Source organism: Streptomyces asoensis (assembly GCF_016860545.1).
Lineage (GTDB): Bacteria > Actinomycetota > Actinomycetes > Streptomycetales > Streptomycetaceae > Streptomyces > Streptomyces asoensis.
Genome location: NZ_BNEB01000006.1, coordinates 216,617 through 243,087, shown reverse-complemented (window position 1 = coordinate 243,087; position 26,471 = coordinate 216,617). Strand labels below are relative to the sequence as shown.

Sequence of the window (26,471 nt, the reverse complement as noted above, 5' to 3'; positions counted from 1 at the left end):
TACGCGGCGGCGCACGCCGTGCGCTCCTGCGGAACCCGCCGTCCGGGGAGGCGGCAGGCGTTCTACCGGCGCACCGCCGAGATCAGTCCGCCGGGGCCCTCGTCGTGCTGCGGCGGGGTGCCGGCCGGGCGGCCGTAGGCGGCGGCGCGCTCGCGCAGGGTGTGTGCGGCGGCCTCCCAGCCGTGTCCGGCCAGCCAGGCCACCGGGTCGTCGGGCATCTCCGAGACCCACAGCGACGCCGCCGAGCCCGGCGCGGCATCCGCGCCGAAGCGCTCGATCACACCGCGCGAGCCCAGAGTCAGCCCCAGCCGGCTGCCCGCCGCCGACCGGGCACCGATCCGCGCCAGCAGCAACTCCACCGCGTCCTCGGGCAGATAGATCAGCAGCCCCTCGGCGATCCACACGGTCGGCGCCGCCGGATCGTGCCCCGCGGCGGCCAGCGCACCCGGCCAGTCCTCCCGCAGATCCACCGCGACGGCGATCCGCTCGCAGCGTGCGACGGCCCGCTCCTGGCGCAGCACCGACGCCTTGAAGTCCAGGGGCGCGGCGGTGTCGACCTCGAACAGCCGGGTGCCGCCGGGCCAGTCCATCCGGAAGGCCCGGCTGTCCATGCCGGCGCCGAGCAGCACGACCTGCCGGATCCCGGACGCGCAGGCCTGCCGCAGCAGGTCGTCGAGGAACCTCGTCCTGACGACGACGGAGAACGCCACGCCCAGTCGGCGCCGCCGCGCGGCCTCGTCAGCGGGTGGCGGCGGCGAGGAGGCCCCCGGGTCGCCTGCGGTGGCGAACGCCTGCGCCAGGGGATCGCGGAACAGGGCGTCCTCCCGCTCGCTCTCGCGCGCCCGCACCCTGGCCACCCCGACCGCCGTGGCCCACACTCCCGACGGCCGCACCCGCTCCTGCCCATCAGTCATCGCGCCAGCCTAGATGAGCTGATTCGCTGAGGGGGGAGGGCGATGCGGGCACCGGCCGAATCCGGGCAGCCGCATGCCTCCCGTGGGGAGCCGGGAGGCGCGGCGGGCCCCGCCGCCCACGGGACGGCAGGGCCCAGCAAGAGGGATCCACCCGGGGGTGGAGCGGTATCCCACCGGCACACCATGCACCACAAACCGGCCACCGGGATAGATCGCGGCCGAAAGTAGCTGGACGGGCTCCGGCGGCGGCCCGCGGCCGTCCGCACCCCGACGGCGGGCGGACGGCCCCGCAGCCGCCCCGCGCCGGGACTTCGCCTCGTCCAGCCCGGCGTGAACGGCCCTCGCACGTGGTCGAGTTGCCGATTTCGCCGCCGCGCGCGGGGCTGATTATGATCTTCGTCGTGACTGTGCAGAACGCTGACAAGACGCTGTCCCGCAAGCAGAGACTCCAGGAGAAGCAGCGCCGCCAGCTGTCGGTGGTCGACACCGTGGACAAGGCCGAGGGCAAGGTCCGCAAGGCAGAGGGCGAACTCGCCCTGGCCGTCGCCGAGGCGGTGCAGGTGTTCGGGGACGAGAAGTCCGCGTCCGAGGGACTGGACATGCCGATCGAGGCGATCCGCCGCTTCCTCGACATGGCCCACCACGAGACGCCCGAAACAGCCGACCACCCCGAAACCGCGGGCTCTTCCTGAGCTTTGCGCCCCGGGCCCGCCCGACGCTGCCGCCTGGTAGCCGGTGGCTCGATGCGCCGGGCGGCCGTACGCCGCTTACTGCTGGTAGGGGTCGGTGATGGTGTGGCGCCGGGACGCGATGCGCAGGACGTCCGCGGGGAAGGCGGGCCCGGCGGTGTAGTAGCGGCCTTTGGTGTTGCCGACGGGGGTGAGCAGGCCGGCCTTGGTCAGCGCCTGGATGTCGCGTACCGCCTGCTGGTTGCTGAGGGCTTCGGCCCTTTCGTAACGTGAGCGCCGGACGCGGCCGACCATGGCGACCTCGTGCAGCGCGGTGATCTGACGTTCGGCGAGGTGGAAGCGCTCGGTGTGTTCGGCGAGGGTGAGCCAGCAGTCGGTGGAGCGTTTCACGCGATGCTGTACCCGCTGTGTCTGCTCGTGATAGGCGCGCAGGTTGAGGCGTATCCAGGGCAGCGCATCGCGCTGGGGGGAGTACACCGGGCCGCCCACCTCGCGCAGTACTTTGTAGTACTCCCACGTGTTGCCGGGCAGCCCCAGCCATTCTTCGATCGAGGAGAACTCCGGGGCCAGCACTCCCTCGCGGGCGATGAGCAGCGTCTGCAGGCTGCGTGACATGCGGCCGTTGCCGTCCGTCCACGGGTGGATCTTCACCAGGTTCAGGTGAGCCATGGCGGCGCGAACCAGGGGATCTGCCTGAAGGTCGCCCTGGTTGAGCCAGTCGATCAGTTCGGCCATCAGCCCGGGGACGTCGTCCTCATGAGGACCTTCGTACTCGGTGGCGTGCGGGTCTCCCACTGCGGTGATGAAGATGGCCTTGCGGCGCCACCGGCCTGCCGGCCGATGGGGGTGGTGGTGGCCCTGCAGCATCCAGTGCAGGGCGTTGAGCAGTTCCTTGGAGTAAGTGAAGTCCGGGACATCCCACAGTGACTGGATGTACGTCATGGTCTGCTGGTAGGCGAGGGTCTCTGCCTTGTTCTCCTCGCTGGCGTCCACGGCGTCCCGCTCCCCGTCGAGCAGGTCGGCCACGTCGACGGGGTCGACCCGATAGCCCTCGATCGTGTTGGACGCCGCGATGGCGGACGCAGTCAGCGAGCGTCGGAGATCGGCCGTCCACTTCGTGGGGCTCTGCTGAACGACATGCCGCAGATCGTGGCGCATGGCGGTGATCTCGTCGAGGACGTGCTGATCGGCTGCGGTGAGCGGCGGAGTTCCATGAAGCATGATGGAATGATACCGACTGGGTATCATTCCATCAATCTGGCCTTTGTGCAGTCTTGGCTGCTGCGCACCGGACCGGCCGACAGCAGGGAGCCGGTGCGGAAAATCGGTTGGCGGGGGTGGCGGGCGCTGTTATCTTCGCGGAGGCCGTGCGAGAGAACGAGGAGGTGGTACCCGTGAACGTTTCGACATGGGTGCTCTCCTTCGGGGTCACGGCCGGGCGGTAGGTCGTCCGGGAGCGCCGTTCAGCAGCTCTCCCGAAAGGCACGATCATGGCCCTTCGTTTCACTTCCGAACAGCGACTCGACGGCGTCCTCGAGCGCAGGTTCACCCTCGGCGAGATCCCCGGCATCCTGTGGACGCCCTCGCCCTCGCCCGATTCCGCACCCGTATCCGGGCCCGGGTCCGCGTCCGTGCCGTTGGTCCTGCTCGGGCATCCGCCGCTCGGGCTGGACCGGATGTATCCCCGGCTGGTGGCCCGCGCCCGGCAGGCCGTCGCGGACGGGTTCGCCGCGGCCGCCGTCGAGCTTCCCGGGAGCGGGGAGCGGCCCCGCTGGGACGCCGTCGAGCGGGCCCGCGCCGACCTGCGCCGCGCGGTGGAGGCCGGCGGGCCGGTCGGTGACGAGATCGTCGACGCCCTCGTCCTGCCGCTGGTCGACAAGGCGGTCCCGGAATGCCGGGCCGCACTCGACGCCCTGCTGGAACTGCCCGGCATCGGCGGCCCGGTCGGGTACTCGGGGGGAGTGATCTCCATCGGCGTCCGCCTCGCGGCGGTCGAGCCGCGCCTGGCCGCGGCGGTTCTCTTCGCCGGGAGTTTCGTGCCCCGCGCCATGTTCGAGGAGGCCCGCTCGGTCACCGTTCCGCTGCACGTCCTGCTCCAGTGGGACGACGAGGGCAACGACCGGCAGGCCGCCCTGGACCTCTTCGACGCCTTCGGCTCCGAGGAGAAGTCCCTGCACGCCCACATGGGCGGGCACACCGGCGTCCCGCAGTCCGCGGGGGAGGCCGCGTCCCGGTTCCTGACCCGGCACCTGAAGTGAGGCCCGCCCGCCCGGCCGGCGGCGCACGCTAGAGCAGGTACGGCCGGGACGCTGCCCGTCCAGGGCAGCTCCCGGCCGCACCCGCACCGGCCGTACCGTTCACGCCGAGGGCCGTCCGAGGGCCGTCCGCGGGCCGGGGGGAGTCGGGCCGCGTCAGGTCAGGGCGGGTGCCTCGAGGGGGTCCTCCTTCTTCGGGGGCGCGGCCGCCGCCCGCGGGGTCCGGCGCAGCAGGCGGGTGAGGTCGGGGTCGTGGCCGAGGGGCGCCAGCAGGAGCAGGAGCCCGGCGCACATGGCCAGGGCGAAGCTCCACAGGCCCATGACGACGGCGATGCCCAGATGGAACAGGACACCGGCCGGCAGCAGCATCCAGCGGACCCTCTGCGGCAGCAGGAGGGCGCAGGCGAGGGCGATCTCCAGGACGAGGGGGCCCCAGGTCATGGCGGCGACGCCCAGGGGGTGGTCGACGACGGCCTGGAGCGCGGGCCGCAGCCAGTACGGCGCCCCGAAGTCGTAGTTGTTGACCCAGTAGTACAGGGCGCTGCCGTCGGCCCATTCGGCGTGGGGGAGCTTGGCCACGCAGGACTGGAAGTACAGGACCGACATCTGGATGCGCGCGACGACCAGGGCGCTGACGCCCAGCAGCGCCCACCGGGTGCGCTGCCGCGACAGCGGGCCCTCCTGCCGGGGCCAGGGCCGCCAGTGCCAGCGGCGGGGGTCCGCGACCGCCACGAGGGCGATCAGCAGGGTGAGGATCCAGGTGATCTGGTCGCCGCCGTCGGGGATGGCGATCCCGGTGAAGACACTGAACGCCACATAGGCGTGGGGAACCGCGGTCAGACGGGGCCGCCAGCCGCTCGCCGCGGCCACCAGCACCAGGCAGCACGCCCAGCGCATGGCGTCGTAGTGGCCCTCGGGGACCAGGCAGAAGGCGCCGCCGGAGTTGACGCCCTGGCACAGCGGGTACCGGCCGACACCGGAGACCTCGCGGAAGAGGGTCGAGGCGTCGCTGAAGACCAGGGTGCCCAGGGTGCCCAGGGCCAGAAGGGTGCGGGCCAGGCCGTATCCGGCGGCCCAGGGCACCGGGACGGTGTACGAGCGCATCAGCACCTCACCTCCAGCACCATGACCTGCTCGGGGGTGTGCGCCTCGGCGACGAGGTCGCGCCACGCCCACGGCGTCGGCTTCTCCTGGAGCAGGCCGACGGTTCCGCACAGCGTGGGGCGCGGGGAGCGGTTGTCCAGGTGCCGTGCGGGGGCGCCGTAGCCGGCGAGGCACCGTGTGCGCCCGCTCGTGCAGGCGTGCCAGTCGTCCTTCTGGGCGGCGGAGAGCAGCAGGGCGATCTCCACTCCCTGGGCGCGGGAGCGCCGGTCGAGTCCGAAGGCGTTGTGGGGTGAGGAATGCGGGGTCAGGGAAGCCCGTTCCCAGCCGTCCGCGCTCTTTTTGTAGGGGACTATCTCCGCGTCCCTCGGTGATTTCGTGAAGAAAGCCCACCCCTGGGGGGCCATGTTCGTCACGGTGTGCCGGGCCTTTGTCTGGCCGGGCAGCGAAAGGACGTTCTTCGGGAGCTGTTCCTGGACCACGTACGCGATGGCGACCGCCCAGACGGCGCAGACGACGATCACCGACCTCATGGAGACGGAGACCGCTTTTGTGGTGCGCCGCGTGAATGCGGAGCGGAAACGCTGGAATTCTTGTCTGAGTTGTTGCCGGAGTTCTTTTTTCATGTGAGGTGTCGGTTTCCCTGCCGCTGTGACGCCGGAAGGACGGGGCCCCGGGTGCGGGGAGTCTGCAGCCTCCCCGCACCCGGGGGCGGATCAGGCCGCCAGCGCCCGGGTGACCTGGGCGACCGCCTCGTCCTTCGACAGCGGCGTGCCGTCACCCGTGGTGGGCTGCGGGCTCCAGAACCAGTTCTTGCCCTTCACGAAGTTCGCGCCGACGGCCACGGTGACCGTGACGACGGCGCCGGCGGCGGTGATCACGGCCGCGATGTGCACGACCGCGGCGCCGACCGCCACCGTCACGCCGCAGAGCTGGCCGTTCTCCACCGGCGTCGCGGACTTGTTCTGCGCGACGGAGAGCAGCATGTGCTGGGCATCGGCGACGGCCGCCTCGACCTGGCGCGGGTCGCCGCTGCGGGCCCGGGTGCCGAAGTCGGCGAAGAAGCCCGCCGAGCGCTTGTTGATCAGCTCGATGACGGCGTTGGACGCCCGGACCTCGTCCAGGTCCTCGTTGTCGAGGTGCTGGCGGGCCTGCGCGAACAGGTCCAGGTCGGCGAGGTCACGGCCCACCTGGCCCTGGGCGAAGAACAGGCCCCGGAAGACGTTCTCGCCGTCGGTCTTCGCCGACACCGCCGGCGCCGCGGACGCGGCGGCCGCCGGTCGTGCGGAGACGCCGGAGGAGTCCGCCATCGCCGACGGCGCGACGGTCACGCACAGGGCCGCGGCCGTGACACCGGCCACCGCCAGGATTCCGCGCTGCTTGACGTTCAATTCGTTTCCCCTCGAATCGATGAATTACCCGGGGAGAAACGGTGCGTGGTCAGCACACACGCCTACCCCCCGGCTCGGCGATGAAGAGCCTCACATGCCCCGCACGGAAAGTCGATCAAGTGTGTCGGGGGTCACATCGCCGGTTTTCGGGGAGTTTCGTGGCGCATATATTTCGGTGTCTTCTTTATTTATTTGACTTCGGTCCCGGCCGGTGCGGGGGTGTCACCGGCCGGGACCTTTCGTCACCTCGTGTGCCGTGCACCCAAGGAGTTCAAAAGGGCGGCCGCGTGTCCGGCGTCGTCCACGCTGACGGCGAAGTCCTTGCCCCGCACGGTGCGGATGACGAGGCATTCGCCGGCGCGCAGCATCACCGTGGTGCCCTGGCCGCTCAGCCGGTAGCCCCAGCCGCCGACCTGGGCGGGCGTGCGCTCCTCGGTGCGGGCCGACTCGATGTCCTCCAGGGGCCAGTGGCGGCCGGGCCAGCCCAGGGGGCCGAAGGTCACGTCCAGACCGCGCTCGGTGACGCGCGCCTGCACCGAGGAGCAGCCCAGCACCAGGACGCAGGCGAGCGCGAACGGCGTGGCGGCCAGGGCGACGGGAGCGTCCGCGAGGCCCGACAGCACGGCGATCGTGACGGCGACGGCGAGGATCCCGGTCACGGCGGCGACCGCCTGGAGCCAGGGGTTCGACGTCTGTGCGAGCCACACCAGCCGCTGCCCGGCGGGCAGTTCCAGCGAGGGGGTGCCGGCCGGCGGTGCTGCCTGGCGGGGGGCCCGCCGGGCGGCCAGGAAGCCGATCGCGCCGACCGTGACGGCGACGACGAGGGTGCCCACGACCCAGCCCGTCACCGGGTCGGCGTCGTGCCAGTCCGCGTGGTCGAGGTTGGCCCGCACGATCGAGGCCTGCCCGCCGAGCAGCACCACGCCGCCGAACCCGAGGGTCGCCACCGCCCACCCCGGTATCGCACCACCGCTGCCGCTGCCGCTGCCGCCACTGCTGCCGCCGGTGTTGTCGCCGCCGGTGCCCGCCCGGCGCAGCGCGAGTGCGACGACGGCGGTCAGCACGGCCCACACCAGCGCGGGGAAGAGCGCCGCGGCCCACAGCGGCATGGAACCGTCGGGCCGGCCCGACCCGGCGTCCCAGTGCGTCGCGAGCCGCGCCGGCAGGCGGCCGCTCGCCGCCACGGGCAGCGCCACCAGCAGCACCAGCACCCCTGCGCACCAGCCGACGGCCCCCCACGCAGCTGTGCTCCTGCGTCCACGGTCGGTCACGGAATCTCCCTGATCATGTCGATGACGTCGGCCTTGCTGTAGCCCAGGTGCGCCGCGTCGGCCACCAGGGCGCGCACGCGGTCCAGCAGCGCGGAGCGCCCGGCGGCCCCCTCGGCCACCGTCACGCCCCGCCCGCGCCGGAACTCGAGCACGCCTTCGTCGCGCAGTGCCCGCAGTCCGCGCAGGACGGTGTTGACGTTCACGTCCAGCGCCCGGGACAGGTCCCGGGCCGGGGGGAGCCGGTCGCCCGGCCCGCATTCCCCTTCGGCGATGGCGCGTCGGATCGCTCCGGCCACCTGCTCGTGCAGGGGGCGGGTGCTCGCGGTGTCCAGTCTCAGCAGCATGGTGCTAATGACGCTAGCACCAACTGGTTCATGTGGCCGCTTGTTTCCGGCCATGTGCCGACCGCCCCGGACGACGGCCGGCGGGCAGGGCCCCGGCCGGTCCGCGGGAGGACGCGCCGGGCCCGAGGCGGCCGGTGACGTGCCGTCACGTCCCGTCCGCGCCCGGTCGCGGGTCGCCTACGATGACGCGGTGGAGTTCGTGATGGTGCCCGGTGGCTGGCAGGGCGGGTGGGTGTTCGACGCGGTCGCCGACGAGCTGCGCGGCGACGGTCATCGGGTGCGGGCGGTGACCCTGGCGGGGCTGGAGGCGGACGGGCCGCCCGACGCGGACCGGCCGCCGAACCTCGACACCCACATCGAGCAGGTGGCCGAGATCGCCGGCCGCGCCGGGGCGGGACCCCTCGTGCTGTGCGGGCACAGCTACGGCGGGATGGTGGTCGCCGGTGTCGCCGACCGGCTCGGTGACCGCCTCGACCAGCTCGTCTTCATCGACGCCTACGTCCCGCAGGACGGCGATTCGTGCTGGTCCCTGACCAGCGACCGGTTCCGGGACCTGTTCCTGGCCGGCGCCCGCGACGACGGCCGCTGGGTGGCCGTCCCCGACGGCGCCGACCCGCGCGCCCGGCCGCACCCGCTGGCCAGCTTCCTCCAGTCGCTCAGGCTGCGCGGCGGCCGCGGACACGCGGTGGGCCGCACGTTCGTCAGCGGGGGCGCGTGGCCGGGCAGCCCGTTCGTGGCCGTGAGCGAGCGGCTGCGCCGCAGCCCGGACTGGCGGGTGCACGAGATCCCCGTCGGTCACAACATCGCCCGGCGCGCCCCCCGGGCCCTCGCGGCCGTCCTCAGGACGCTCCCGCCCACCGGCACGGGTGCGGGCACAGGTACCGGCACCGGTACGGGTGCGGGACGCTGACACGCGCGCCGGCACCGGCACCGAAGTGCACGGTGGCGGCGGCGCACGCCTGCCCGACGGTCAGACGGCTGCGGTGGCCCCGAGCATCGCCGAAGCTTCCTGGTACGTGCTGAGCGGGCGCGCGGGTGCGACGGTTCGGGAATGGTCGCGGCAGGTGAAGCCGAGCTGGGTCATGGCCCGCAGGACCTCGTCGGCGCTGAAGTCGCGGCGGTCCTGGCGGGTGACGACCTGCCCGACCTGTTTGGCGGGGTAGGTGCGACGACCGACGATCACGGACGGCCCGCAGGCTTCCTCGGGCTTGACGCCTTTCATCGATTCCAGGACGCCGCTCTTGGTGAGGTCGAAGGGGAAGCGGGCGATGACGCAGCGCATGATGCCTCACAGGAAGAAGGACGAGGGGATGGTCCTGCCGCGGTCGAGGCGGTCAGCGGGTCAGGGCGAGGACGCCCAGGGCGTTGCCGTGTTCGTCGACCACGGGCAGGGCATCGAGGCGGCGGTAGCGCATCGAGTGCTCGGCTTCGGCCATCGTGGTCATGGGCGAGGTGAAGGGCCGCGGGTCGACGAGGATGTCCCGCAGCTGGACCCGGTCCGTGTACACGGAGCTGTCGCGGACCGCGCTGAGCTGGGCCTGGGTGAGAAGTCCGGTGCACACGCCGTCGTCGTCGCAGACGAGCAGGTGCCCGGTGCGGGCGCTTGCCATGACGGACAGGGCCACCTCGACGGTCATGTCGTCGCAGACCTGCGGTCCGGCGGCCTCCATGGCGTCGGCCACGGTCCTGGGAACGGGGGCGGTGCCCGTCGGGCGGGACTGCATCTGAACCATCGTCAAAACGTGCCTCCTGCAGAGGTGGGCCAGTCTCCTGAACGTGAACACGAAGTCTTTACGCCGCCGCGTCGACCGAGGACTGCCGGGCCCTGCGCCGGGCGGCCGAGGCGGGGCTGCGTCGGCCTCGGAGGGACGGCACGCTGCGCTGACGCCGCTCGGCGACCGGCGCAGTGATCGTCACGGGGATGCCTGAGGGCGTCCGGGCGCCGGTGATCTGGCCGAGTGCCTCTTCGCCCGAGTGGACCTGGGTGGTCCGGGGCGTGATGCCGGCCGTGGCCATGAGGCGGGTCATATCGCGGCGCTGGTTGGGGGTGACCAGGGTGACGACCCGGCCGGACTCGCCGGCGCGGGCGGTGCGTCCGCCGCGGTGCAGGTAGTCCTTGTGGTCGGTGGGCGGGTCGACGTTGACGACGAGGTCGAGGTTGTCGACGTGGATGCCGCGGGCGGCGACGTTCGTGGCCACGAGCACGGTGACGTGCCCGGTCTTGAACTGGGTCAGGGTGCGGGTGCGCTGGGGCTGTGACTTGCCGCCGTGCAGGGCGGCCGCCCGCACTCCGCTGTTGAGCAGATCCTGCGTCAGCCGGTCGACGGCGTGCTTGGTGTCCAGGAACATGATCACCCGGCCCTCGCGCGCCGCGATCTGCGTCGTCGTCCAGTGCTTGTCCGCGCCGTGGACGTGCAGCACATGGTGCTCCATCGTGCTGACCGCACCCGCGGAGGGGTCGACGGAGTGGACGACCGGGTCCGTGAGGTAGCGGCGGACCAGCAGATCCACGTTGCGGTCGAGGGTGGCGGAGAACAGCATCCGCTGGCCCTCGGGGCGGACCTGGTCCAAAAGCGCGGTGACCTGGGGCATGAAGCCCATGTCGGCCATCTGGTCCGCCTCGTCCAGGACGGTGATCGCGACCTGGTTCAGCCGGCACTCACCGCGGTCGATGAGGTCCTTGAGCCGGCCCGGCGTCGCGACGACGACCTCGGCGCCGGCGCGCAGCGCATGGGCCTGACGGCCGATCGACATTCCTCCGACGACCGTGGCGAGACGCAGCCGCACCGACCGGGCGTAGGGGCTGAGCGCGTCGGTCACCTGCTGAGCCAGCTCACGCGTCGGTACGAGGACCAGAGCCAGCGGCTGACGGGGTTCCGCACGCTGTCCGGCGGTGCGGGCCAACAAGGCCAGGCCGAAGGCGAGGGTCTTGCCGGAGCCGGTGCGCCCGCGGCCCAGGGCGTCGCGGCCCGCAAGGGTGTTGGGCAAGGTCGCGCCCTGGATCGGGAACGGGACGCTGACGCCCTGCGCGGCCAGTGCCGCCAGCAGCTCCTTGGGCATGTCGAGGTCGGCGAACGCCTCGACCGCGGGCAGTGCGGGAGTGATCGTCTCCGGCAGGGCGAACTCGCCCTGCACTACTGCGGGCCGCCGACCGTAGCCGGCCGAACGGCTCGGACCCCCTGAGCGGCTGGGAGCCGGCGATCCGAAACGGCTGCCCCGCTTCGAACCGGCGCCGGAGCCGAAAACAGGGCCGGCGCCGCGGTTGCGACGGGAAGAGCGGTCATTGGTGCGTGCGGAGTTCATTGAGAACCTTCCTTGATACGGCGCGCATCAAGGAATTCCCGCGCAAAAGCAGCGCGGGGAATCACAAGAACGGACCGAATGGAATACGAAAAGGAATCTGGAGAGTGCAGCGGATCGGGCGTGGGCTACGTCGGCAGGGTTCCTGAAGCCACATGGGCGCGAAACCCCGGACGCCTACCGCTTACGCCTTGAGCGAGGCGAGCGCGTCCCTGGTCGAGGAGCCGCGGACACTTTTTGTCCCGCAGGTACCTACCGCTGCGGGAAATGTCCGTGGCTGGGGCCCGCACCCCGGGGGATGCGGGCCCCAGCCACGAAGTGCGCGTCAACCTCAGGCGACGACGATGTTCTCGGCCGTCGGGCCTTTCGGGCTCGCCGCGATGTCGAAGGTGACCTTCTGACCTTCGAGCAACTCCCGGAAGCCCTGGGAAGCGATGTTCGAGAAGTGGGCGAACACGTCGGCACCCCCACCGTCCTGCTCGATGAAACCGAAACCCTTGGCCGCGTTGAACCACTTCACCGTGCCTGACGCCATGTCACATCTCCTCTTGGGCAGTACGCCGGCCCCCGCGATGCGCGGATGCCGGGTCGCCGCGATGATGCCCCGTCCGGAAAGTGACCGGCCCCGAAAAAGCCGCCAGCGGCTGAAGATGCCGAAGAAGGCGCTTGAAGTTTTTTGGGAACCACAACTGCAACTGAGATCAACAGTAGCATGAGATGGCAGGCCGAGTTCGGAAAATTACCCCGTCGTGCTGATCGCAGCAAAAATACTTTCCGTGCGACGCGTCAAACCCTCACCTCGCGGCCATAGATATTGACCGGCCCGAAGCGCAGCGTTTCAGGAGCAGCAGTCGCCCGTCGAGCGCGCAAAGAGCGCCTGCCCCGGTGGATAATTCCAGCCCGGCGTACCCCGGTGGCCTGGGCTTCGGCGTAGTCGCATGACGTCCGGTTCGCGGTCGTCCGAGTGAACTGGCAGCCCGCCACCGGTCGGCGCCCATCGGTGCGCCATCAGCTCGAATCTGTCACTATGTGAGGTCTTCTTCACCATCACCTGGGGGCAGGGGCCATGAGGATCACGGCGCCGCTTGTATCAACAGCAGCCCTGCTGCTGACACTTGCCGCTTGTTCCGGCGGATCAGGGGACTCCGGCAGCCCGGCGGACAGCACCGCGGCCTCCTCCGCGGCGGCAGGCACGGCCACCGCTGTGCCCTCGGCTGACGCCGAGGCGATCCGCGCCTGCATGGCAGGCATCACCTCGGTCGCCACCGGGGACTGGTCGCCGACAAACCCGCCGAAGACCCGTCCTGCCGGTTGCGAGTCGCTGTCGGACACCGAATACGGCTACGCCTACCGGAGCGCCATGGCCGCGATCGACCGAGCGGCGGGAGACGCTCTGGACGACATTCTCGAAAACGGCGGACTTCCCTCCAGCGGGAGTTCGTGAGCGATCCCCGGTTCGTCGCCCGTGCGGATCACCGACCGTCAGGCCGCACCCACCGCGCAGCCATCTGAGGCAAGCGATCACGCACTGCCTCAGGCCGTGGGTGCTTCGGACGCTTCGGCGGCGCGGCGGTGTTCGGCGTTGATGCGCTGCGCTTCTTCGAGTTGGTCCTCGAGGATGATGATGCGGCAGGCGGCCTCGATCGGGGTTCCCTGGTCGACGAGTTCACGGGCGCGGGCGGCGATGCGCAGCTGATAGCGGGAGTAGCGGCGGTGTCCGCCGGCGGAGCGCAGCGGGGTGATGAGGCGGGCTTCGCCCACGGCGCGCAGGAAACCCTGGGTGGTGCCGAGCATCTCTGCGGCCCGGCCCATGGTGTAGGCGGGGTAGTCGTCGTCATCGAGACGCCCGAAGGAATCGTCTGCTGTCATTGCACCTCTCTGTGGAACGCGTGGAGGGGCCCTGGTGCCATATCGCACCAGGGCCCCGAAGGAACTACTACACCATCTGCCGGCCCCAGTAATGCACCGGCCTTCTGTTGCCGCGCGCCCGGCCTGAACACTGCCCGGGATGCGGGGATCGCGGATGCGTGACCGGAGACCACCTCACTATCGATGTCCTGCGGTACCCGGACGGATCCACTCGTCCGGGCGATCCTGATGGCGCTCGGCTCCTCCGTTCTTCCCTCTGATCTGTCACTTGCCGAACCGGTACTGCTGTGGCCTGCAACAGCGCCACTCTTCGGCAGCCAGCCCCGTCGCCCGTCCTGCATCTGCTCTGGCTTGGCACCCCACTGCCGAACCTCCCGGCACGCGCGCCCCGCAGTCGGACGCCTTTACCGGGGTACCACTCGAAAGCTGCACTGCGGGTACTGCGATCTTGCTCGTGGCGGCCCCTGATCACTGCGGGCCACCCGGTCCGGCCGTCAGTCCCGTCGCCGTCCTGCAACAACACTGGCTTCGGAACTCCACCGCCGCACCGCACTGCAACTGCGGTACTGCTGCCCGGCAGTTCATCTCTGCCGGGCTCTCTTGATCTCGGCTACGAGAGAAACCATAACTGGCTCGCCACCCAATGTCTACTCCGGCCGAGATAGATTTTCACTAGTCCGGATGCGAGGTAGTCGGATGCGAACGGAGCAGCGGGCACGCGCATTGCCCCCGCGCGGCCGTCCTCAGGACGCTCCCGCCCGCCGGCACCGGCACGGGCGCGGGCACGCACGACGTCCGGCCCCGGCGGCCGTCGCTCCTGCCCGCGGCGGCCGCGGCGCAGGGAACGCCGCCGCGCGCGGGGGGAGAGCGGGCCGCGCCGCCGCGGCCGGGGTCATTCGCGGGCGGCCGCGGTGGAGCTCATGTCCGCGTAACGGGCGCCGGCCACCTGCGCGGCCAGCGGTTCCAGCGCGCGCAGCCCGGCCTCGGACAGGGTGAGCGCCGCCGCCGCGGCGTTCTCCCGCAGCCGGGCGGCCCGCCGGGAGCCGGGGATGGGCACGACGGTCAGGCGGTGGACGAGGGACTGCCGGTGCAGCCAGGCCAGCGCGACCTGCGCGGGGGTCGCGGCGTGGTCCGCGGCGACCGCGCGCACCCTCTCCACGAGCGCCCGATTGGCGCGCCCCTGCTCGCCGGTGAACCTCGGCATCGTCAACCGGGCGTCGTCGGGGCTCAGTTCGCCGCTGCCGGGGAACGCTCCGGTGAGCAGGCCACGGCCGAGGGGCGAGTACGCGACGAACGCCACGCCGAGTTCCGCGGCCGCGGGGACCGCCGACGTCTCGACGTCACGGCTGAACAGCGACCACTCCGACTGCAACGCGGTGATGGGGTGGACGGCGTGCGCCGCGCGCAGTTCGGGGCCGGTCACCTCGCACAGCCCCAGGTGGCGGACCTTGCCCTCCCGGACCAGCTCGGTCATCGCGCCGACGGTCTCCTCCAGTGGCACCGAGGGATCGCGGCGGTGCGCGTAGTACAGGTCGATCGTGTCGATGCCGAGGCGCTTCAGGCTCGCCTCCGCGCACCGGCGGACATAGGCGCGGTCACCGCGGACCCGGTCCCAGGTCCGCCGGCCCGTGTCGCGCACGATGCCGAACTTCGTGGCGAGGACGACCCGTTCGCGGTGGGCGCGGACGAAGGGGCCGAGGAGCACCTCGTTCGCGCCGTCCCCGTACAGGTCGGCGGTGTCCAGCAGGGTGACGCCCGCGTCGAGGGCGGCCCGCAGGATCTGCCGCGCCTGGTCCTGCGCGCTGGGCCCTTGAAGTGCTCTTCCGGCTGGTGCCGGGAGATTCCCTCCTACCTTGCGGTGACGGGCTTGACGCCACGGGGGCGCCTGACGACTGCCCTTCCGGCAGCCGGGACGAGCACGTGGCCCATCCGGTACAGGTGCAGGATGTTCCGTGCGGCGTTGTGGTCGGCGTTGTCGGACCATCCGCAGCCTTCGTTCTTGCATACGAACACGGCCTGGGACTCCCGGCTGCCCGGTGTGGTGATGCCGCACATCGAGCAGCGCCGGGAGGTGCCGGGGGCGGGAACCTTGTGCAGGGTGCCCCCGTGGCGGGCAGCCTTGTACGTCAGCATCGCCACGGTGCGTCCCCACGCCTCTTGGCTGATGGAGCGGTTGAGGCCGGACTTTTGGGCGACGTTCTTCCCTGGGTTGTCGATGGTGCCTCTGGCACTCTTGACCATGTTCGGGATGTCCAGTTTTTCCACCACGATCACGCCATAGGTGCGGGCAAGATGGGTGGTGGTCTGGTGCTGCCAGTTGCTCGCCCTGCGCTTGGCTGTCGCGCGCAGGCTTGCGATCTGGTCGTAGGTCCGCTTCAGCCGGTTGGAGGTTTTCCGACCCGGCTTGCGCAAGGTCTTGCGGTGCGCGGCCCGCTGCTGCAGGCGGAGCAGCTTGGCCTTTTCATCGAGGTTGAGCCACTTGTCCCGGTCGGCTGTGCCGTCCGGGAGGCGGGCGGGGCGACCGTGGTCCTGGTGGTGGCCGTCGGACAGGGCCAGGGGGATGTTGATTCCGGCGTCGATGCCGACCTCGGGACCGGGGTGCGGCTCGGGCACGGTGGCGAGGGTCTGGACGCGGAAGGCGATGTGCCAGCCGAGCGCGTCCTTGACCAGCCGGGCGCCGGTGATCTTGCTGTCGGTGCCGGCGGTCTCGCCGATGGGGAGGTCTTTGGTCCAGCGGAAGCGGACACGGCCGACCTTGGGGATGTTGACCATGCCCCAGCGGCGGTGCACGCGCTTGGTCTGGAGGTGGCGGCCCTGCGGGACGTCCACGCTCATCACCGTGCGCAAACGGGCCTTGAAGTTCGGCGCTTCGGCCCGGCCGTCCCAGCAGTTCTTCCACGCCTGGAAATAGGTCTTCAGCACCGCCTGCGCGGCCTGGGCGGGAAGGGGCGCGAGCCAGTCGATGTCCCTGCGGGCCTGGCGGATCGCGGCGTCCGCCGCGGCAAGCGTGCGCTTGCCCTTCGGCAGCATCGTCCACCAGTCATGCAGGAGGTTCCACGTCGTACGGGCGGCGTGCGCCTGGGCGTCGATGAGCCGGATCTGTGCAGGGGTCAGTGCCAGCCGGGCGCGGTGCCCGAACTGCCGCTCCTTCTGTGCACGTTCCGTAGCCATTCGATCACCGTACCGTCCGGTCTATGTCACCGTGCTGGAATCCAAATCCCGATGTGCGCACCGGCCGTCACGTCGTCTACACCCTTCATGTCCACTTGGTGTTCGTCACCAAGTACCGGCGCAGGGCCATGACAGGCGAGATGCTGACACGCTGCGAAGAGATCATGCGAGAGGTCTGCGAGGACTTCGAGGCTGAACTGAATCAGTTCAACGGCGAAGAGGACCACGTCCACCCGCTCGTGCACTACCCGCCCAAAGTCCAACTCTCCAAGCTGGTCAACTCCCTCAAGGACGTCTCCTCCCGCTACCTGCGCAAGGAGTACGACGCTCACGTCCGTCGCTACCTGTGGGGTGGCCATTTCTGGTCCGGCTCCTACTTCGCCGGAAGCTATGGCGGGGCACCACTGACCGTCGTTCGCCAGTACATCGAGACCCAGCAGCGCCCCGTGTGACGGTCGTCGCGGGCGTCGGTCAACAGCGCGGCTCCGTGCCCACAGCCGAGGTCAGAGCAGTTCTGAGATGCCCTTCACCATCGCCCTGAAGGGCGGAGCACTGCGCAAGATCAAAGGTAGAACTCGCTGAAGCCCATGCAGCCGAGGCCCTGGGCGCCCACCGGCGGGCCGCCGGTGCCGAGAGCGACGAGCGGGAGGAGGGGGGCGGGCAGGGGAGCGGACATGGCAGGGGCTCTCCTTGTGCGGCGGTGGGTGGCCGGGCGGGCGCGGATCCCGCACGGCGCGCGGCGCGGGACCTCGCACGCCGGGAGGCGCGGAGGTCACGCGGGGCGCGGGTCACGCGTGATGGGGGAGGGTGACGTCGATGATCTCCCGCACGCGCTCCGTGAGATCCGCCCGGTTGTGCTGGACCCAGGAGATGTGCTGGCTGCCGAAGAACGCGGCGACGATGACCCGGGCCATGGAGGAGATGTCGGTGGTGGTGCGCAGGGTCCCCTCGTGCCGGGCCTGCGCCAGCAGTTCGGTGATGAGATGGGTGAACTCGCTGAACGGCGTCGGCATGTCGGCGTCGACCAGGTTGCGCTCGATCTGGAGCCGGGCGCCGGCCTGCATCACCGGGTTGTCCCGCAGCGCGACGGCGGTCTGCAGGAGGAGCTCGGCGACCGCGTCGAGCGGCGGGAGCAGCCGTGCGGTGACCGATTCGGCGATGGCGGGCAGCTGTGTGTAGAACTCCTCGGTGACCGCGACGGCCACCGCCTCCTTGTTGGTGAAGTGGAAGTAGACGGCCCCCTTGGTCACCTCGGCGCGGTCGGCGATGTCCTGGAGCGTGACGGAGGGGAACCCCTTCTCGGCGAAGGCCGTGGCCGCGGCGTTCAGGAGCTGCCTGCGGGTGCGGCCCGCCCGTTCCTGCTTCAGTTCCCGCGGTGCGGCCTTGGTCGCGGCGGCGGCCCGCACGTCGCTGTTCAGGTTGCTCATGATTCCTCTTCCGTACGCTTCGACGGTGCCTGGTGCGAATGCACCGCACGAGATGGTTCCCTTGCAAGATACCTCTGCGAAGGTATATTTTCACGGCGCACCACCACGGTATTCCCGAACCCAATGGGGGAGAGACCATGGACCAGTTGTACGAACTGTCGACCAGGGTCCCAGGCGAACCGGGCACGGCAGTAGTGGATGCCTCCTTGAAGTTCCTCCAGCCGGTCTCCCGGCAGCTGGTCCACCGGGCCGCGGTCGCGGAGGTCTTCATCACCGACGCCCTTCAGGTGGGCGAGGACCGCTTCCTCGTGGGGGCCCAGTGGCCCCGCGACCACGCGCTGTACTACCCCGACGCCCAGGGCTTGTCCGACCCGCTGCTGCTGACCGAGACGGTCCGCCAGTCCCTGGTCTATCTCGCCCACGAGTACTGCGGGATCCCGCTGGGACACCGCTTCGTCGGCAGCGACACCCATTTCGAGATCACCGACCACGAGGCGCTGATGGTCGGCGACACCCCCCTGCACCTCACCCTGGACGTGCAGTGGTCCTGGGTGGCCAACAGGCCGCCCCGGCGCTACGGCATGCGGGTGGACGCGGTGGTGTCCGTCGCGGGACGCGAGTGCGCCCGGGCCTCGCTGAGCGTCTACGCCGTCGACGAACGCCTCTACCAGCGGCTGCGCTGGCAGGGCACGCGGGGCGTGCAGGGCACGCAGGGGTGCGGCCGCGACGGGGTCGCCCGTGCCGCGGACGGCACCGCGATCCGCCAGCCGGCCGCCGACGTCGGCCGCCTGCGTGCCAAGGACAGCGTGCTGGGCCGCACCCGGGCGGGGGAGTGGCAGCTGCTCGTCGACCTCCACCACGCCGTGCTCTTCGACCATCCCGGGGACCACATACCGCTGATGGTCACCCTGGAAGGCGCCCGCCAGCTGGGCCACCGCCTGGTGAACCGCCGCCGCGGCGCTCCCGCGGGAGCGGTGCTGCGCGCCGTCCGGGTGGACTGCCCGGCCTTCGCCGACCTCGACGAACCCGTGCGCCTGACCGCCGGGTTGCAGCCCCCGGCGACCGCGGCGGACGTCACGAGGCTGCGCATCACGGCCGTCCAGCGCGAGGAAACCGTCGCCACGGTCGCCATGGAATGGCTGCCCAGGACCCTGCCCGCCGCGCCCGGCGGGCCCGTCCTCTCCCGCTCCGCGGTCGGCTCCGGCGCGGCGGTGTAGCGGTGCGCACCGACCGGCCCGCCCCCCTCGGCCGCGGCCCCGGCCTGCGATGTCCGGGGCAGCCGAAGACCCGCCGCACCCGGTGAGGTGTGCGCGGCGCGCCCGCCGGCCGGCGCCCGGGAGCGGAGCCGCGCCGGCCGGCCGACCGTGCCCCGCGGCCGCGAGCGCCTCCCGTACCGGGACGTGCGCCGACGCGTGCGCGCGCAGGGGGTGTTCCTGCTCTCGCGGCATCCGCACCTCCGAGTAAGAAACCGTTAAGAAAGTATGTTTTCACATCCCTGTCCGGCTCGACAAGGAGCTGAACGATGCTCGATCATGCGGAGCCGCAAGAAAAGCAGCGATCCGGCCGTTCCTTACCCGTGCGGACCGGCGGCACGCTCGCCGCGGACGCCGTCCTGCGGGCCGCCCGGGAGGCCGGACGCGGCGCCGCCGCGGCGGACCGGGACCGGCGGCTGGCTCCCGCGGCCGTGACCGCGCTCAAGGAGGCGGGCCTCGCACGGCACTTCGTGCCCCGCAGGTGGGGCGGCCGCGAAGGCGGCTTCGCCGACCTGATCACCGCCACGGCACTGATCGCCGGACAGTGCCCCTCGGCCGCCTGGTGCGGCATGCTCTGGGCCGCGCACGGACGCTACGCCGCCCGGCTGCCCGAGGAAGGACAGCGCGAACTGTGGGGCCGGGGCCCCGACACCCTGATCGCCGCGGCCCTGACCCCGCCCGCCGGAACGGCCCGCCCGGTACCGGGCGGCCGGCTCCTGGACGGCCGCTGGGACTGCGTCAGCGGCGCCGACACCTCCGACTGGATCCTCCTCGCCGCCCCCGCCACCGACGTCCCCGCCCCGGACACCGAGGTGTGGGTGCTGGCGGTGCCGCGCCGTGAGGTGACCGTGCACGACACCTGGCACAGCACCGGGCTGCGCGGCACCGGCAGCAACTCCGTCGACGTACAGGCGGTGTTCGTCCCCGACCGGCGCACCCGCCCGCTGCGGGACGTGCTCGCCGCCGCCGTCGAGCCCGGCGCCTCACCGGCACGCCAGGCGTCCGCGCACCTGGCCGGCACGGCGATGTTCTGCGCGCCCGCGCTCGGCGCGGCCCGGCTCGCCCTGCGGTCCTGGACCCGCTGGGCCGCCACCGCCCCCGCCGGACGTCCGGCGGCCCTGGCCGACCCGGCCGTCCGGCGCGTGCTGGCGCGCTCCGCCGCCGAGATCGACGCCGCGGCCCTGCTGCTGGAGCGGGCCGGCGCCGGGGCCGACGCCGAACCCACCGCGGCCCGCGTCGAGGCGGTCAACCGGCGCGACGCCGCGGTGGCGGCCGAGTTGCTGGTGGAGGCCGTCGAACGGCTCTTCAGGACGGGCGGGGCCCACGTCCGCGACGCCACCGGCGAGGTCCAGCGGGCCTGGCGGGACACGCACACGGTGGCCGCGCACGGCGCCCTGCGGCTGGACGCCGCGGCCGGCGTGTACGCCGCCTGGCGCGAGCACGAGACCGCGGCCGAGGGCGAGGGCGGCGCGCAGGGCGCGGCGGCGGGCCCGCGGGGGGCACGGTGAGCCGACCGTCCCGCCTGGTGTTCAGCGACGTCGACGAGACGCTCACCGCGGTGAAGTCGATGTTCGACTTCCTCGCCTACTACTTCCGCGGCACCCGCGGACCACGGGGCGCCCGCCTCGCGGCGGACGTCCGGGGAGACCTGGCGCGCCGCACCTCGGCCGGCGCTCCCCGCGAGGCCATGAACCGCCGGTACTACCGCGCCTGGGCGGGCGAGCCCGCCGCCCGGGTCGCCGAGCTGGCCCAGGCCTGGTACGCCGAGCGCTCCCGGGACCCCGGCTTCTACCTCGCCGCCACCCGCCGGGCGCTGCAACTGCACCGCGACGCGGGGGACACCGTGATCCTGGTGTCCGGCTCGTTCCCCGCGGTCCTGGCGCCGATCGCCGCCGAAGTGGGGGCCACACGCCTGCTGTGCTCGGTGCCCGGCACCCGTGACGGGGTGCTGACCGGGCGGCTCGTGGGCGAGCCCTGCATCGGAGAGGCCAAGCGCGCGGCGGTCCGCGACGCGCTGCGGCGCCGTCCGGACGTGGAGGCGGCGCGCTGCTACGCGTACGGGGACCACCTCTCCGACCTGCCGATGCTGGCGGAGGTGGGCCACCCCGTCATCGTGGGCGGCTCGGCGGAACTGACGGCGCGTCTGCCCCGGGCGCGGGTCCTGGACCCCCACGCCGCACGCGACGTCCCCGCCCTCCTCCCGCCCGTCACGCGAGGCGCCGCAGAGGCCCGCCGGGTGGACGCCTGAGCATGTTCCGGGGGCGCGCAGCCGCCCCCGGAACCGGCATGCCGGCCCCGTGGACAACGCACTCCGAAAGGACGATGCCGCGTAATCGGCCGTCACGGGTCGCGCTTTCGGCCGTCACCGCAGGCGGCGGCCCCCCGAGACACTGGTGCCCGGTCTTCCGCGGGGCTCGGGCAGGCTTGCCGGAGCGGTCTCCCGCCTCGAACACGGCCGGCTCTGGCCCGGGGCGGTGGCGCAGGCCTTGCGGCAGCGGTCACGCACGGCCCACCGTCCCGGCCGTGCGCTCTCCGGCGGCTGCGGCTGCCCTTGGCGCGACCCCTTCCACACGACCGAAGACCGCGCAGTCCTGGAAGCGGCCATGCACGCCCTCCCGCCGAAGGCCGCGCGTGACTGCGCTCTCCGGTGCAACCGCTCGACGACCTCTACATCGCCCAGACCTGGCCCGACCCCTTCGCTTCACCCGACGACGGATGGTGGGCAGGACGCCGCTGGGGGTAGGTCTCCGTAGATGCCGATGTCACTGCTCCCGCGGACACGCGCCGGGCCGCGGCTTCTTCGCCGGGCCGGACAGGGCCGCCCACAGGTCGTCGAACTGCCGTGCCGCGTCGGCGTCGTCACGCGGCACGGGGTGGGGCACCCCGAAGAAGACCGCCACCAGCAACCGGGCCACGGCCTGCGGGGGATGCCCGCCGGTGCTCCCGTCGCCGCCCTGGGCCTGCGTCACGGCACGGGTCAGCGGCAGACAGATCCGCTGCACCAGCCCGAGGTCGTGCCGGTCCAGATGAGGGCTCTCCACGGCGAGCCGCAGCGCGGACCGGGCCCGCGTGTCCTCGCGCAGGTGCCGGGCCAGCCCGAGCACGGTCTCGCGCAGCGCGCACACCGCCGCCGCGTCCGCCTCGGCGGCCCGCGCCGCGCGTGTGCTCAGCTCACCCCCGGCCTCCTCGATCAGCGCCGTCGCCAGTTCCTCCTTGGAGGAGAAGTGCCCGTACAGCGCGCCCTTGGTCATGCCGGTGCGCTGGATCACGTCGAGCAGTGTCGTGCCCGTGTAGCCGTGGGCGGCGAACTCCTCCGCCGCGGCGTCGAGCACCTGCTCGCGGGTACGCACTGCGCGTTGCTGGACCATGCCGAGCCTCCACCCCCCGAATAAAACCTTTGAAAAGGTATGTTTTACGGACGGCGGGCCGCCGCACGTGTTGACGTGATCTTATCCAGGTGTCCCGGGCCGCGCGGCGATATCCTGCCACGCCCCGACCGCCCGGCGGGCGCGGCCGAGACGGGTGCGCAACGGTCCGGTGCCGGTGCCCGCCCCGACGGCAAGCGCCCTGCCCACGGCGGGTCCCGGCACGTTCGCGGGGTACCGCTGACGCACCCCGGGGGCCGCGCGCTCCGGGGCGGCGGTGACCGCCCGCGGGCCGCGCCGACGCACTCGGCGCGGCGCACCCGCGGGCGCCCGGCCTCCCTTCCCGGAGGCCGGGCCGCACCGGGACCGGCTCCGGCTCCACCTCCCGTGCCGCACCGGCTCCCGCGCCGCTCCGGGGCCGCTCCCGCGCGGTGCCGCCGCCGCGCCCGCCCCGGGAGCGGCTCGGATGCGGCACGGAAGGGGCACTGGCGACATGACGTGCCGTCATGTCCCCTGACGGGCACGACTGTTACGCGATCAGGCCCAGGTGCCGCAGGTCCGCCACGTACTTCTCGATCAGCTGCCGCGACAGGTGCGGGATGTCCCGCTCGGCACCGATCCCGGCGGCCCGCACCGCCTCGCGGAACCGCTCGGCGGGCAGCGCCGACGTCGTGCGCGCGACGAGCGGCCGACGCCAGGCGGCCATCAGCGGCAGCAGGGAGGACGACCGCTGCGCCGCCGGCAGCGCGCGCAGCGCGGCCTCGAACCGCTCCAGCCACTCCTGGTGGCCGCCGACCCGGCGCACCGCGATCCCGCTGTCGGCCAGCCAGTCGACGACGGTGTCCAGCGAGACGCCGTCGTCGTGCGGGTTGACCACGTTGAACGTCCGGAACCCGGCGCTGCGAAAGCCCAGCGCGGCCACCGCGGCGGCGACGAAGTCGCCCGGCAGCCCGTCGTAGTGCGCCCGCGGCCGCCCGCCGTCCCGCGTGCCGCCGTCGTAGAACGAGCCGGGCGCGAGCCCCGTGGCCGCCAGGCTCAGCAGCAGGCGGGTGAAGGCGTCCGGCACGTTGAGCTGCCCGGCGTAGCGGGCGTGCGCAAGGATCATGCCGGAGCGGAACACGGTCACCGGCAGCCCGCACAGGTCGTGGGCCTCGCGCAGCAGCACCTCGCCCGCCCACTTGCTGGTGGCGTAACCGCCCGCGTGCCGGTCGTCGAGCGCACGCTCCGCATCGCCGGCCCTGATGTCGCCGTCCTCGTCGGCCGCGGCCGCGCCGTGCGCCGCCAGCGCCACGGTGGACACGTACGCCACCGGCTTCAGCCGGGTGGTCAGGGCGGCCCGCACCACCTCGGCGGTCCCGGCCACATTGGGTTCGAACAACTCCCGGTAGGGCAGCACGTGGTTGACCAGCGCCGCCGGATGCACGATCAGGTCCACCGCGGCGGTCAGCTCCCGCCAGTCCCGCTCGCCCAGGCCCAGCCGCGCCGCGCCGACGTCACCGGCCAGCACGCGCAGCGCGCCGCCCGCGGCCAGCTCGGCGAAGCGGCTCTTGAGCGCGGTGTCCCCGCTGTCCAGGGCCTCCTCCAGACGCCGCCGGGCGGCCCGGTCGTCGGCGGCACGCACCAGGCAGACCAGCGTGCCGCCCACCGGCGCCAGCCGCTCCAGCCACTCCAGGCACAGCAGCCGGCCGAGGTAGCCGTTGGCGCCGGTGAGCAGCACCGTGCGCGGCTCGCCGGCCGGCCCGGGCAGCGCACGGCTCGCGGTGAGCGTCGCCGGGTCGATGAACTTCTCCAGCGTCAGGTCGCCGGCCCGCACCGAGGTGGCGTCCGCGCCGTGGACGGAGGCGAAGGTGGCCCGCCGCCCGCCCCCGGCGCGCAGCCGCTCCACGCGGTCCGCGATCTCGCCCAGACTGTTGGCCGGCCCCAGCAGGGTGCCCACCGGGACCTCCACACCGAAGATCTCCCGCAGCAGGCCGGTGAAGGACAGCGCCGACAGCGAGTCCCCGCCCAGCTCGGTGAAACGCCGCTGCGGATCCGGCTCGGCGTCCAGCCCCGACAGCAGCGCCCGCGCGGCGCGGGCGACCGTCTCGGCCACCGGCCGCCCGCGCTGCTCGCGCACCACCGCGCGCAGCTGAGCGGCCTGCCCCTCGGCGAGCTCGGCGTAACGCTGCTCGAGCCGTTCGCCGTAGCGCTCCTTCAGCCGCGGGCGCAGCTGCTTGGTCGAGTCGGTCAGCAGGCCGTTGGCCTGGCTGAACGGCACCGTCTCGACGATCAGGTCGCGCGGCACCTCGTACGGCGCCAGCCCCGCCTGCTCGGCGACGCTCTTCAGCGACCGGTCCAGCGCCGCCTTCAGCGACTCCTCGTCACGGGCCTGCGCGATCGCCTCCGGCGTCGGCACCACCACGGCGAGCAGATAGGAGCGCGAGCTGTTGCCGTACACGAAGACCTGCCGCACCGGCGGGGCGGCGACGAGCGCCGCCTCCACCTTCGACAGCGCCACGAACTCCCCCTGGGAGAGCTTGAGCACGTTCTTGCGCCGGTCGACGTAGACCAGTTCGCCGGGCGCCGTCTCGGCCATGATGTCGCCGGTACGGTAGTAGCCGTCCCCGTCGAACACCTCGGCGGTGTCCTCGGGGCGCCGGTAGTAGCCGGGGGTGATCAGCGCGGTCCGCACCAGCAGTTCACCGCGCGGGTGGGGCAAGTCGGCTCCGGAGTAGCCCAGTTCGGGCACGTCCACGAGCTTGTAGTCCAGCACCGGCGGGCTCTGCACCCGGTGGTCCAGCATGACCAGACCGGTCTCGGTCGTGCCGTAGCTGTCCAGGAGCGGCACGTCCAGGGCGTCACGCAGGAACGCGGACAGCTCCGGCGCGAGCGGCGCGGATCCGCACGGAGCGTGGACGACCCGCCCGCCCAGCACATGGTCACGCAGGTGCGCGATCACCTCGGCGTGATCGTCCTCGCCCGGCGTGCCGTGCGCCGCCCGCCGGTTCAGCTGCGCGTGGTAGCTCTCGAAGAGCAGCTCGCACACCCGCGGCACCATGGCGATCTCCGTCGGCCGGATCAGCGCCAGGTCGTCCAGGAGGGTCGACAGGTCGGCGGCGGCCACGAAGTGCGCGGTGCCGCCGGTGGCCAGCGTCTTGATCACCAGCCGCCTGGCGACCAGATGGCTCTGCGGCAGGAAGTTGGCCGTGATCAGCGGGTACTGGTTGTCCGCTCCCGCGGGCGGGCGCCACATGAGGGACACCGTCGACTCCGGGTACATCACGCCCTTGGGCGTGCCGGTGCTGCCGGAGGTGTAGATCAGCGCGGACAGCGCGTCGCCGGCGCCGGGGTCCGGCGGCAGTTCGGGCACCGGCGGCAGCGAGCCGGCCCGGCCCACGACGTCGGACAGCACCTCCAGCGACATCGGCGCGCCCGTCGTGGCCAGCAGCCGGCCGGCGGCCTCCAACGCCTCGCGGTGCTCGGCGAGTTCGGGGTGGTGGTCGAAGACGAGGATCCGGCGCACGCTGCTGCTCTGCCCGGCCAGCGCCTCGAGCACGGTCGCCAGCCGGTCGGTGCTGGTGGCGAAGACCCGCGGGGCGGCCTCCGCCACCAGGTGGCGGATGTGGCCGACCGAGGCGTTGGTGTGCAGGGGCACGGCCACCGCCCCGACCTGGGCGCAGGCCAGGTCCACCGTGGTGTAGTCGATACCGGCGAAGCCCAGGACCGCGACGAAGTCGCCCTCGCGCACAGGGTGTTGCCGGTGGTGGTACCAGTCGGCGGCGACCGCGCCCAGCCGCGCCCACAGCTCGCCGTAGGAGAGGGTGTCGAACCGGGGCAGCAGCCGTACGGTGACCCGGCCGTCCACGCTGACGTACTGCCGGGCCCGCTCGCCGAGCGCGGGGCGGTCGGCGTACGCCGCGAGGGTCCGCCTGACGATCTCGGACAGCCGTAGCCCGTGTCCGCCGCCCTCCTCGAAGACGCCGGCCACCGGCATGCAGGCGGCGAGCCCGGGCTCGGCCCGGAACAACTCGGCGATGCGCTGCTTCCGGCTTTTCCCCACGGAAGCGCGCGCGGTGATGCCCGGTGAATCATTACCCATGACCACGCCTTTCTGTGACCGCGAATTCTTTCCGGCACATGAG

Annotated in this window: 24 protein-coding genes and 1 pseudogene; 8 read left to right on the top strand and 17 right to left on the bottom strand. The window is 72.4% G+C overall.

The genetic code is table 11. The annotated features are described in order from the left end of the window. Positions 1-62: 62 nt before the first annotated feature. Positions 63-914, bottom strand: coding sequence for an SAM-dependent methyltransferase (locus Saso_RS37495; protein WP_189927245.1), 852 nt, complete (start codon positions 912-914; stop codon positions 63-65). Positions 915-1,315: 401 nt separating this feature from the next. Here Saso_RS37495 and Saso_RS37490 point away from each other — a divergent pair, with 401 nt between their 5' ends. After that, positions 1,316-1,606, top strand: a complete 291-nt coding sequence (locus Saso_RS37490; protein ID WP_229901517.1) for a hypothetical protein — start codon at positions 1,316-1,318, stop codon at positions 1,604-1,606. 75 nt (positions 1,607-1,681) lie between these two features. Here the strand turns inward: Saso_RS37490 and Saso_RS37485 are convergent, their stop codons facing one another. Beyond that, positions 1,682-2,824 (bottom strand): Fic family protein, encoded by a 1,143-nt coding sequence (locus tag Saso_RS37485; protein ID WP_189927243.1) that lies wholly within the window; start codon positions 2,822-2,824, stop codon positions 1,682-1,684. A 269-nt stretch (positions 2,825-3,093) separates the two neighbouring features. Here Saso_RS37485 and Saso_RS37480 point away from each other — a divergent pair, with 269 nt between their 5' ends. Further along, positions 3,094-3,861 carry a dienelactone hydrolase family protein gene (locus Saso_RS37480; protein ID WP_189927242.1) on the top strand — a complete coding sequence of 256 codons (768 nt, stop codon included), beginning with the start codon at positions 3,094-3,096 and terminating at the stop codon, positions 3,859-3,861. Positions 3,862-4,014: 153 nt separating this feature from the next. Here the strand turns inward: Saso_RS37480 and Saso_RS37475 are convergent, their stop codons facing one another. From Saso_RS37475 to Saso_RS37455, 5 genes are all read right to left on the bottom strand, one after another. Beyond that, positions 4,015-4,962: a sporulation-delaying protein SdpB family protein gene (locus Saso_RS37475; protein ID WP_229901516.1), complete on the bottom strand. Its 948-nt coding sequence runs from the start codon at positions 4,960-4,962 to the stop codon at positions 4,015-4,017. Next, positions 4,962-5,492 carry an SdpA family antimicrobial peptide system protein gene (locus Saso_RS37470; RefSeq protein WP_189927241.1) on the bottom strand — a complete coding sequence of 177 codons (531 nt, stop codon included), beginning with the start codon at positions 5,490-5,492 and terminating at the stop codon, positions 4,962-4,964. Before Saso_RS37470 ends, Saso_RS37475 begins: the two co-directional genes overlap by 1 nt. A 183-nt stretch (positions 5,493-5,675) precedes the next feature. After that, positions 5,676-6,350 carry a hypothetical protein gene (locus Saso_RS37465; RefSeq protein WP_189927240.1) on the bottom strand — a complete coding sequence of 225 codons (675 nt, stop codon included), beginning with the start codon at positions 6,348-6,350 and terminating at the stop codon, positions 5,676-5,678. 242 nt (positions 6,351-6,592) lie between these two features. Next, entirely contained in the window at positions 6,593-7,621 is a 1,029-nt protein-coding gene (locus Saso_RS37460; protein WP_189927239.1) for a DUF1648 domain-containing protein, read from the bottom strand. After that, positions 7,618-7,965: a GntR family transcriptional regulator gene (locus tag Saso_RS37455; protein ID WP_189927238.1), complete on the bottom strand. Its 348-nt coding sequence runs from the start codon at positions 7,963-7,965 to the stop codon at positions 7,618-7,620. The genes Saso_RS37460 and Saso_RS37455 overlap by 4 nt, the downstream gene beginning before the upstream one ends. A 190-nt stretch (positions 7,966-8,155) precedes the next feature. Here Saso_RS37455 and Saso_RS37450 point away from each other — a divergent pair, with 190 nt between their 5' ends. After that, positions 8,156-8,875: an alpha/beta fold hydrolase gene (locus Saso_RS37450; protein WP_229901515.1), complete on the top strand. Its 720-nt coding sequence runs from the start codon at positions 8,156-8,158 to the stop codon at positions 8,873-8,875. A gap of 60 nt (positions 8,876-8,935) precedes the next feature. On the opposite strand, the gene Saso_RS37445 is transcribed toward Saso_RS37450, so the two are convergent. The 4 genes from Saso_RS37445 to Saso_RS37430 all read right to left on the bottom strand — a co-directional run bounded on the left by Saso_RS37445 (position 8,936) and on the right by Saso_RS37430 (position 11,800). Beyond that, entirely contained in the window at positions 8,936-9,247 is a 312-nt protein-coding gene (locus Saso_RS37445; RefSeq protein ID WP_189927237.1) for an SCO5918 family protein, read from the bottom strand. Between the two features lie 52 nt (positions 9,248-9,299). Then, a complete protein-coding gene (locus tag Saso_RS37440) occupies positions 9,300-9,704 on the bottom strand; it encodes a CBS domain-containing protein (RefSeq protein WP_189927236.1) in 405 nt (134 codons plus the stop codon). 52 nt (positions 9,705-9,756) lie between these two features. Then, on the bottom strand, positions 9,757-11,268 hold the full coding sequence (locus Saso_RS37435) for a DEAD/DEAH box helicase (protein ID WP_189927235.1): 1,512 nt from the start codon (positions 11,266-11,268) through the stop codon (positions 9,757-9,759). 328 nt (positions 11,269-11,596) lie between these two features. Next, the gene (locus Saso_RS37430; protein ID WP_189927234.1) at positions 11,597-11,800 is read right to left on the bottom strand and encodes a cold-shock protein; all 204 of its coding nucleotides are present in this window, start codon (positions 11,798-11,800) and stop codon (positions 11,597-11,599) included. 705 nt (positions 11,801-12,505) lie between these two features. Here Saso_RS37430 and Saso_RS37425 point away from each other — a divergent pair. Next, a complete protein-coding gene (locus Saso_RS37425) occupies positions 12,506-12,709 on the top strand; it encodes a hypothetical protein (RefSeq protein WP_189927233.1) in 204 nt (67 codons plus the stop codon). Between the two features lie 89 nt (positions 12,710-12,798). Here Saso_RS37425 and Saso_RS37420 read toward each other — a convergent pair whose 3' ends face one another. The 3 genes and pseudogenes from Saso_RS37420 to Saso_RS37410 all read right to left on the bottom strand — a co-directional run bounded on the left by Saso_RS37420 (position 12,799) and on the right by Saso_RS37410 (position 16,305). Continuing rightward, entirely contained in the window at positions 12,799-13,134 is a 336-nt protein-coding gene (locus Saso_RS37420) for a MerR family transcriptional regulator (RefSeq protein WP_189927232.1), read from the bottom strand. A gap of 892 nt (positions 13,135-14,026) precedes the next feature. Then, positions 14,027-14,944: pseudogene (locus Saso_RS37415) on the bottom strand (aldo/keto reductase); the annotation flags it as partial. A 38-nt stretch (positions 14,945-14,982) separates the two neighbouring features. Further along, on the bottom strand, positions 14,983-16,305 hold the full coding sequence (locus tag Saso_RS37410; protein WP_189927231.1) for an RNA-guided endonuclease InsQ/TnpB family protein: 1,323 nt from the start codon (positions 16,303-16,305) through the stop codon (positions 14,983-14,985). A gap of 23 nt (positions 16,306-16,328) precedes the next feature. On the opposite strand from Saso_RS37410, the gene tnpA reads away from it, so the two are divergent. Beyond that, on the top strand, positions 16,329-16,757 hold the full coding sequence (gene tnpA, locus Saso_RS37405) for an IS200/IS605 family transposase (RefSeq protein WP_189927230.1): 429 nt from the start codon (positions 16,329-16,331) through the stop codon (positions 16,755-16,757). 336 nt (positions 16,758-17,093) lie between these two features. Here the strand turns inward: tnpA and Saso_RS37400 are convergent, their stop codons facing one another. Then, positions 17,094-17,732, bottom strand: a complete 639-nt coding sequence (locus tag Saso_RS37400; RefSeq protein ID WP_189927229.1) for a ScbR family autoregulator-binding transcription factor — start codon at positions 17,730-17,732, stop codon at positions 17,094-17,096. 137 nt (positions 17,733-17,869) lie between these two features. Here Saso_RS37400 and Saso_RS37395 point away from each other — a divergent pair, with 137 nt between their 5' ends. The 3 genes from Saso_RS37395 (at position 17,870) to Saso_RS37385 (ending at position 21,233) form a co-directional block, all read left to right on the top strand. Continuing rightward, positions 17,870-18,949, top strand: coding sequence for a ScbA/BarX family gamma-butyrolactone biosynthesis protein (locus tag Saso_RS37395; RefSeq protein WP_189927228.1), 1,080 nt, complete (start codon positions 17,870-17,872; stop codon positions 18,947-18,949). 305 nt (positions 18,950-19,254) lie between these two features. Further along, positions 19,255-20,493, top strand: a complete 1,239-nt coding sequence (locus Saso_RS37390; RefSeq protein WP_189927227.1) for an acyl-CoA dehydrogenase family protein — start codon at positions 19,255-19,257, stop codon at positions 20,491-20,493. Then, on the top strand, positions 20,490-21,233 hold the full coding sequence (locus Saso_RS37385) for an HAD family hydrolase (protein ID WP_189927226.1): 744 nt from the start codon (positions 20,490-20,492) through the stop codon (positions 21,231-21,233). Before Saso_RS37390 ends, Saso_RS37385 begins: the two co-directional genes overlap by 4 nt. A 514-nt stretch (positions 21,234-21,747) precedes the next feature. On the opposite strand, the gene Saso_RS37380 is transcribed toward Saso_RS37385, so the two are convergent. Next, a complete protein-coding gene (locus Saso_RS37380; protein WP_189927225.1) occupies positions 21,748-22,353 on the bottom strand; it encodes a TetR/AcrR family transcriptional regulator in 606 nt (201 codons plus the stop codon). A 526-nt stretch (positions 22,354-22,879) separates the two neighbouring features. Further along, a complete protein-coding gene (gene car, locus Saso_RS37375) occupies positions 22,880-26,389 on the bottom strand; it encodes a carboxylic acid reductase (protein ID WP_229901514.1) in 3,510 nt (1,169 codons plus the stop codon). Positions 26,390-26,471 lie beyond the last annotated feature (82 nt).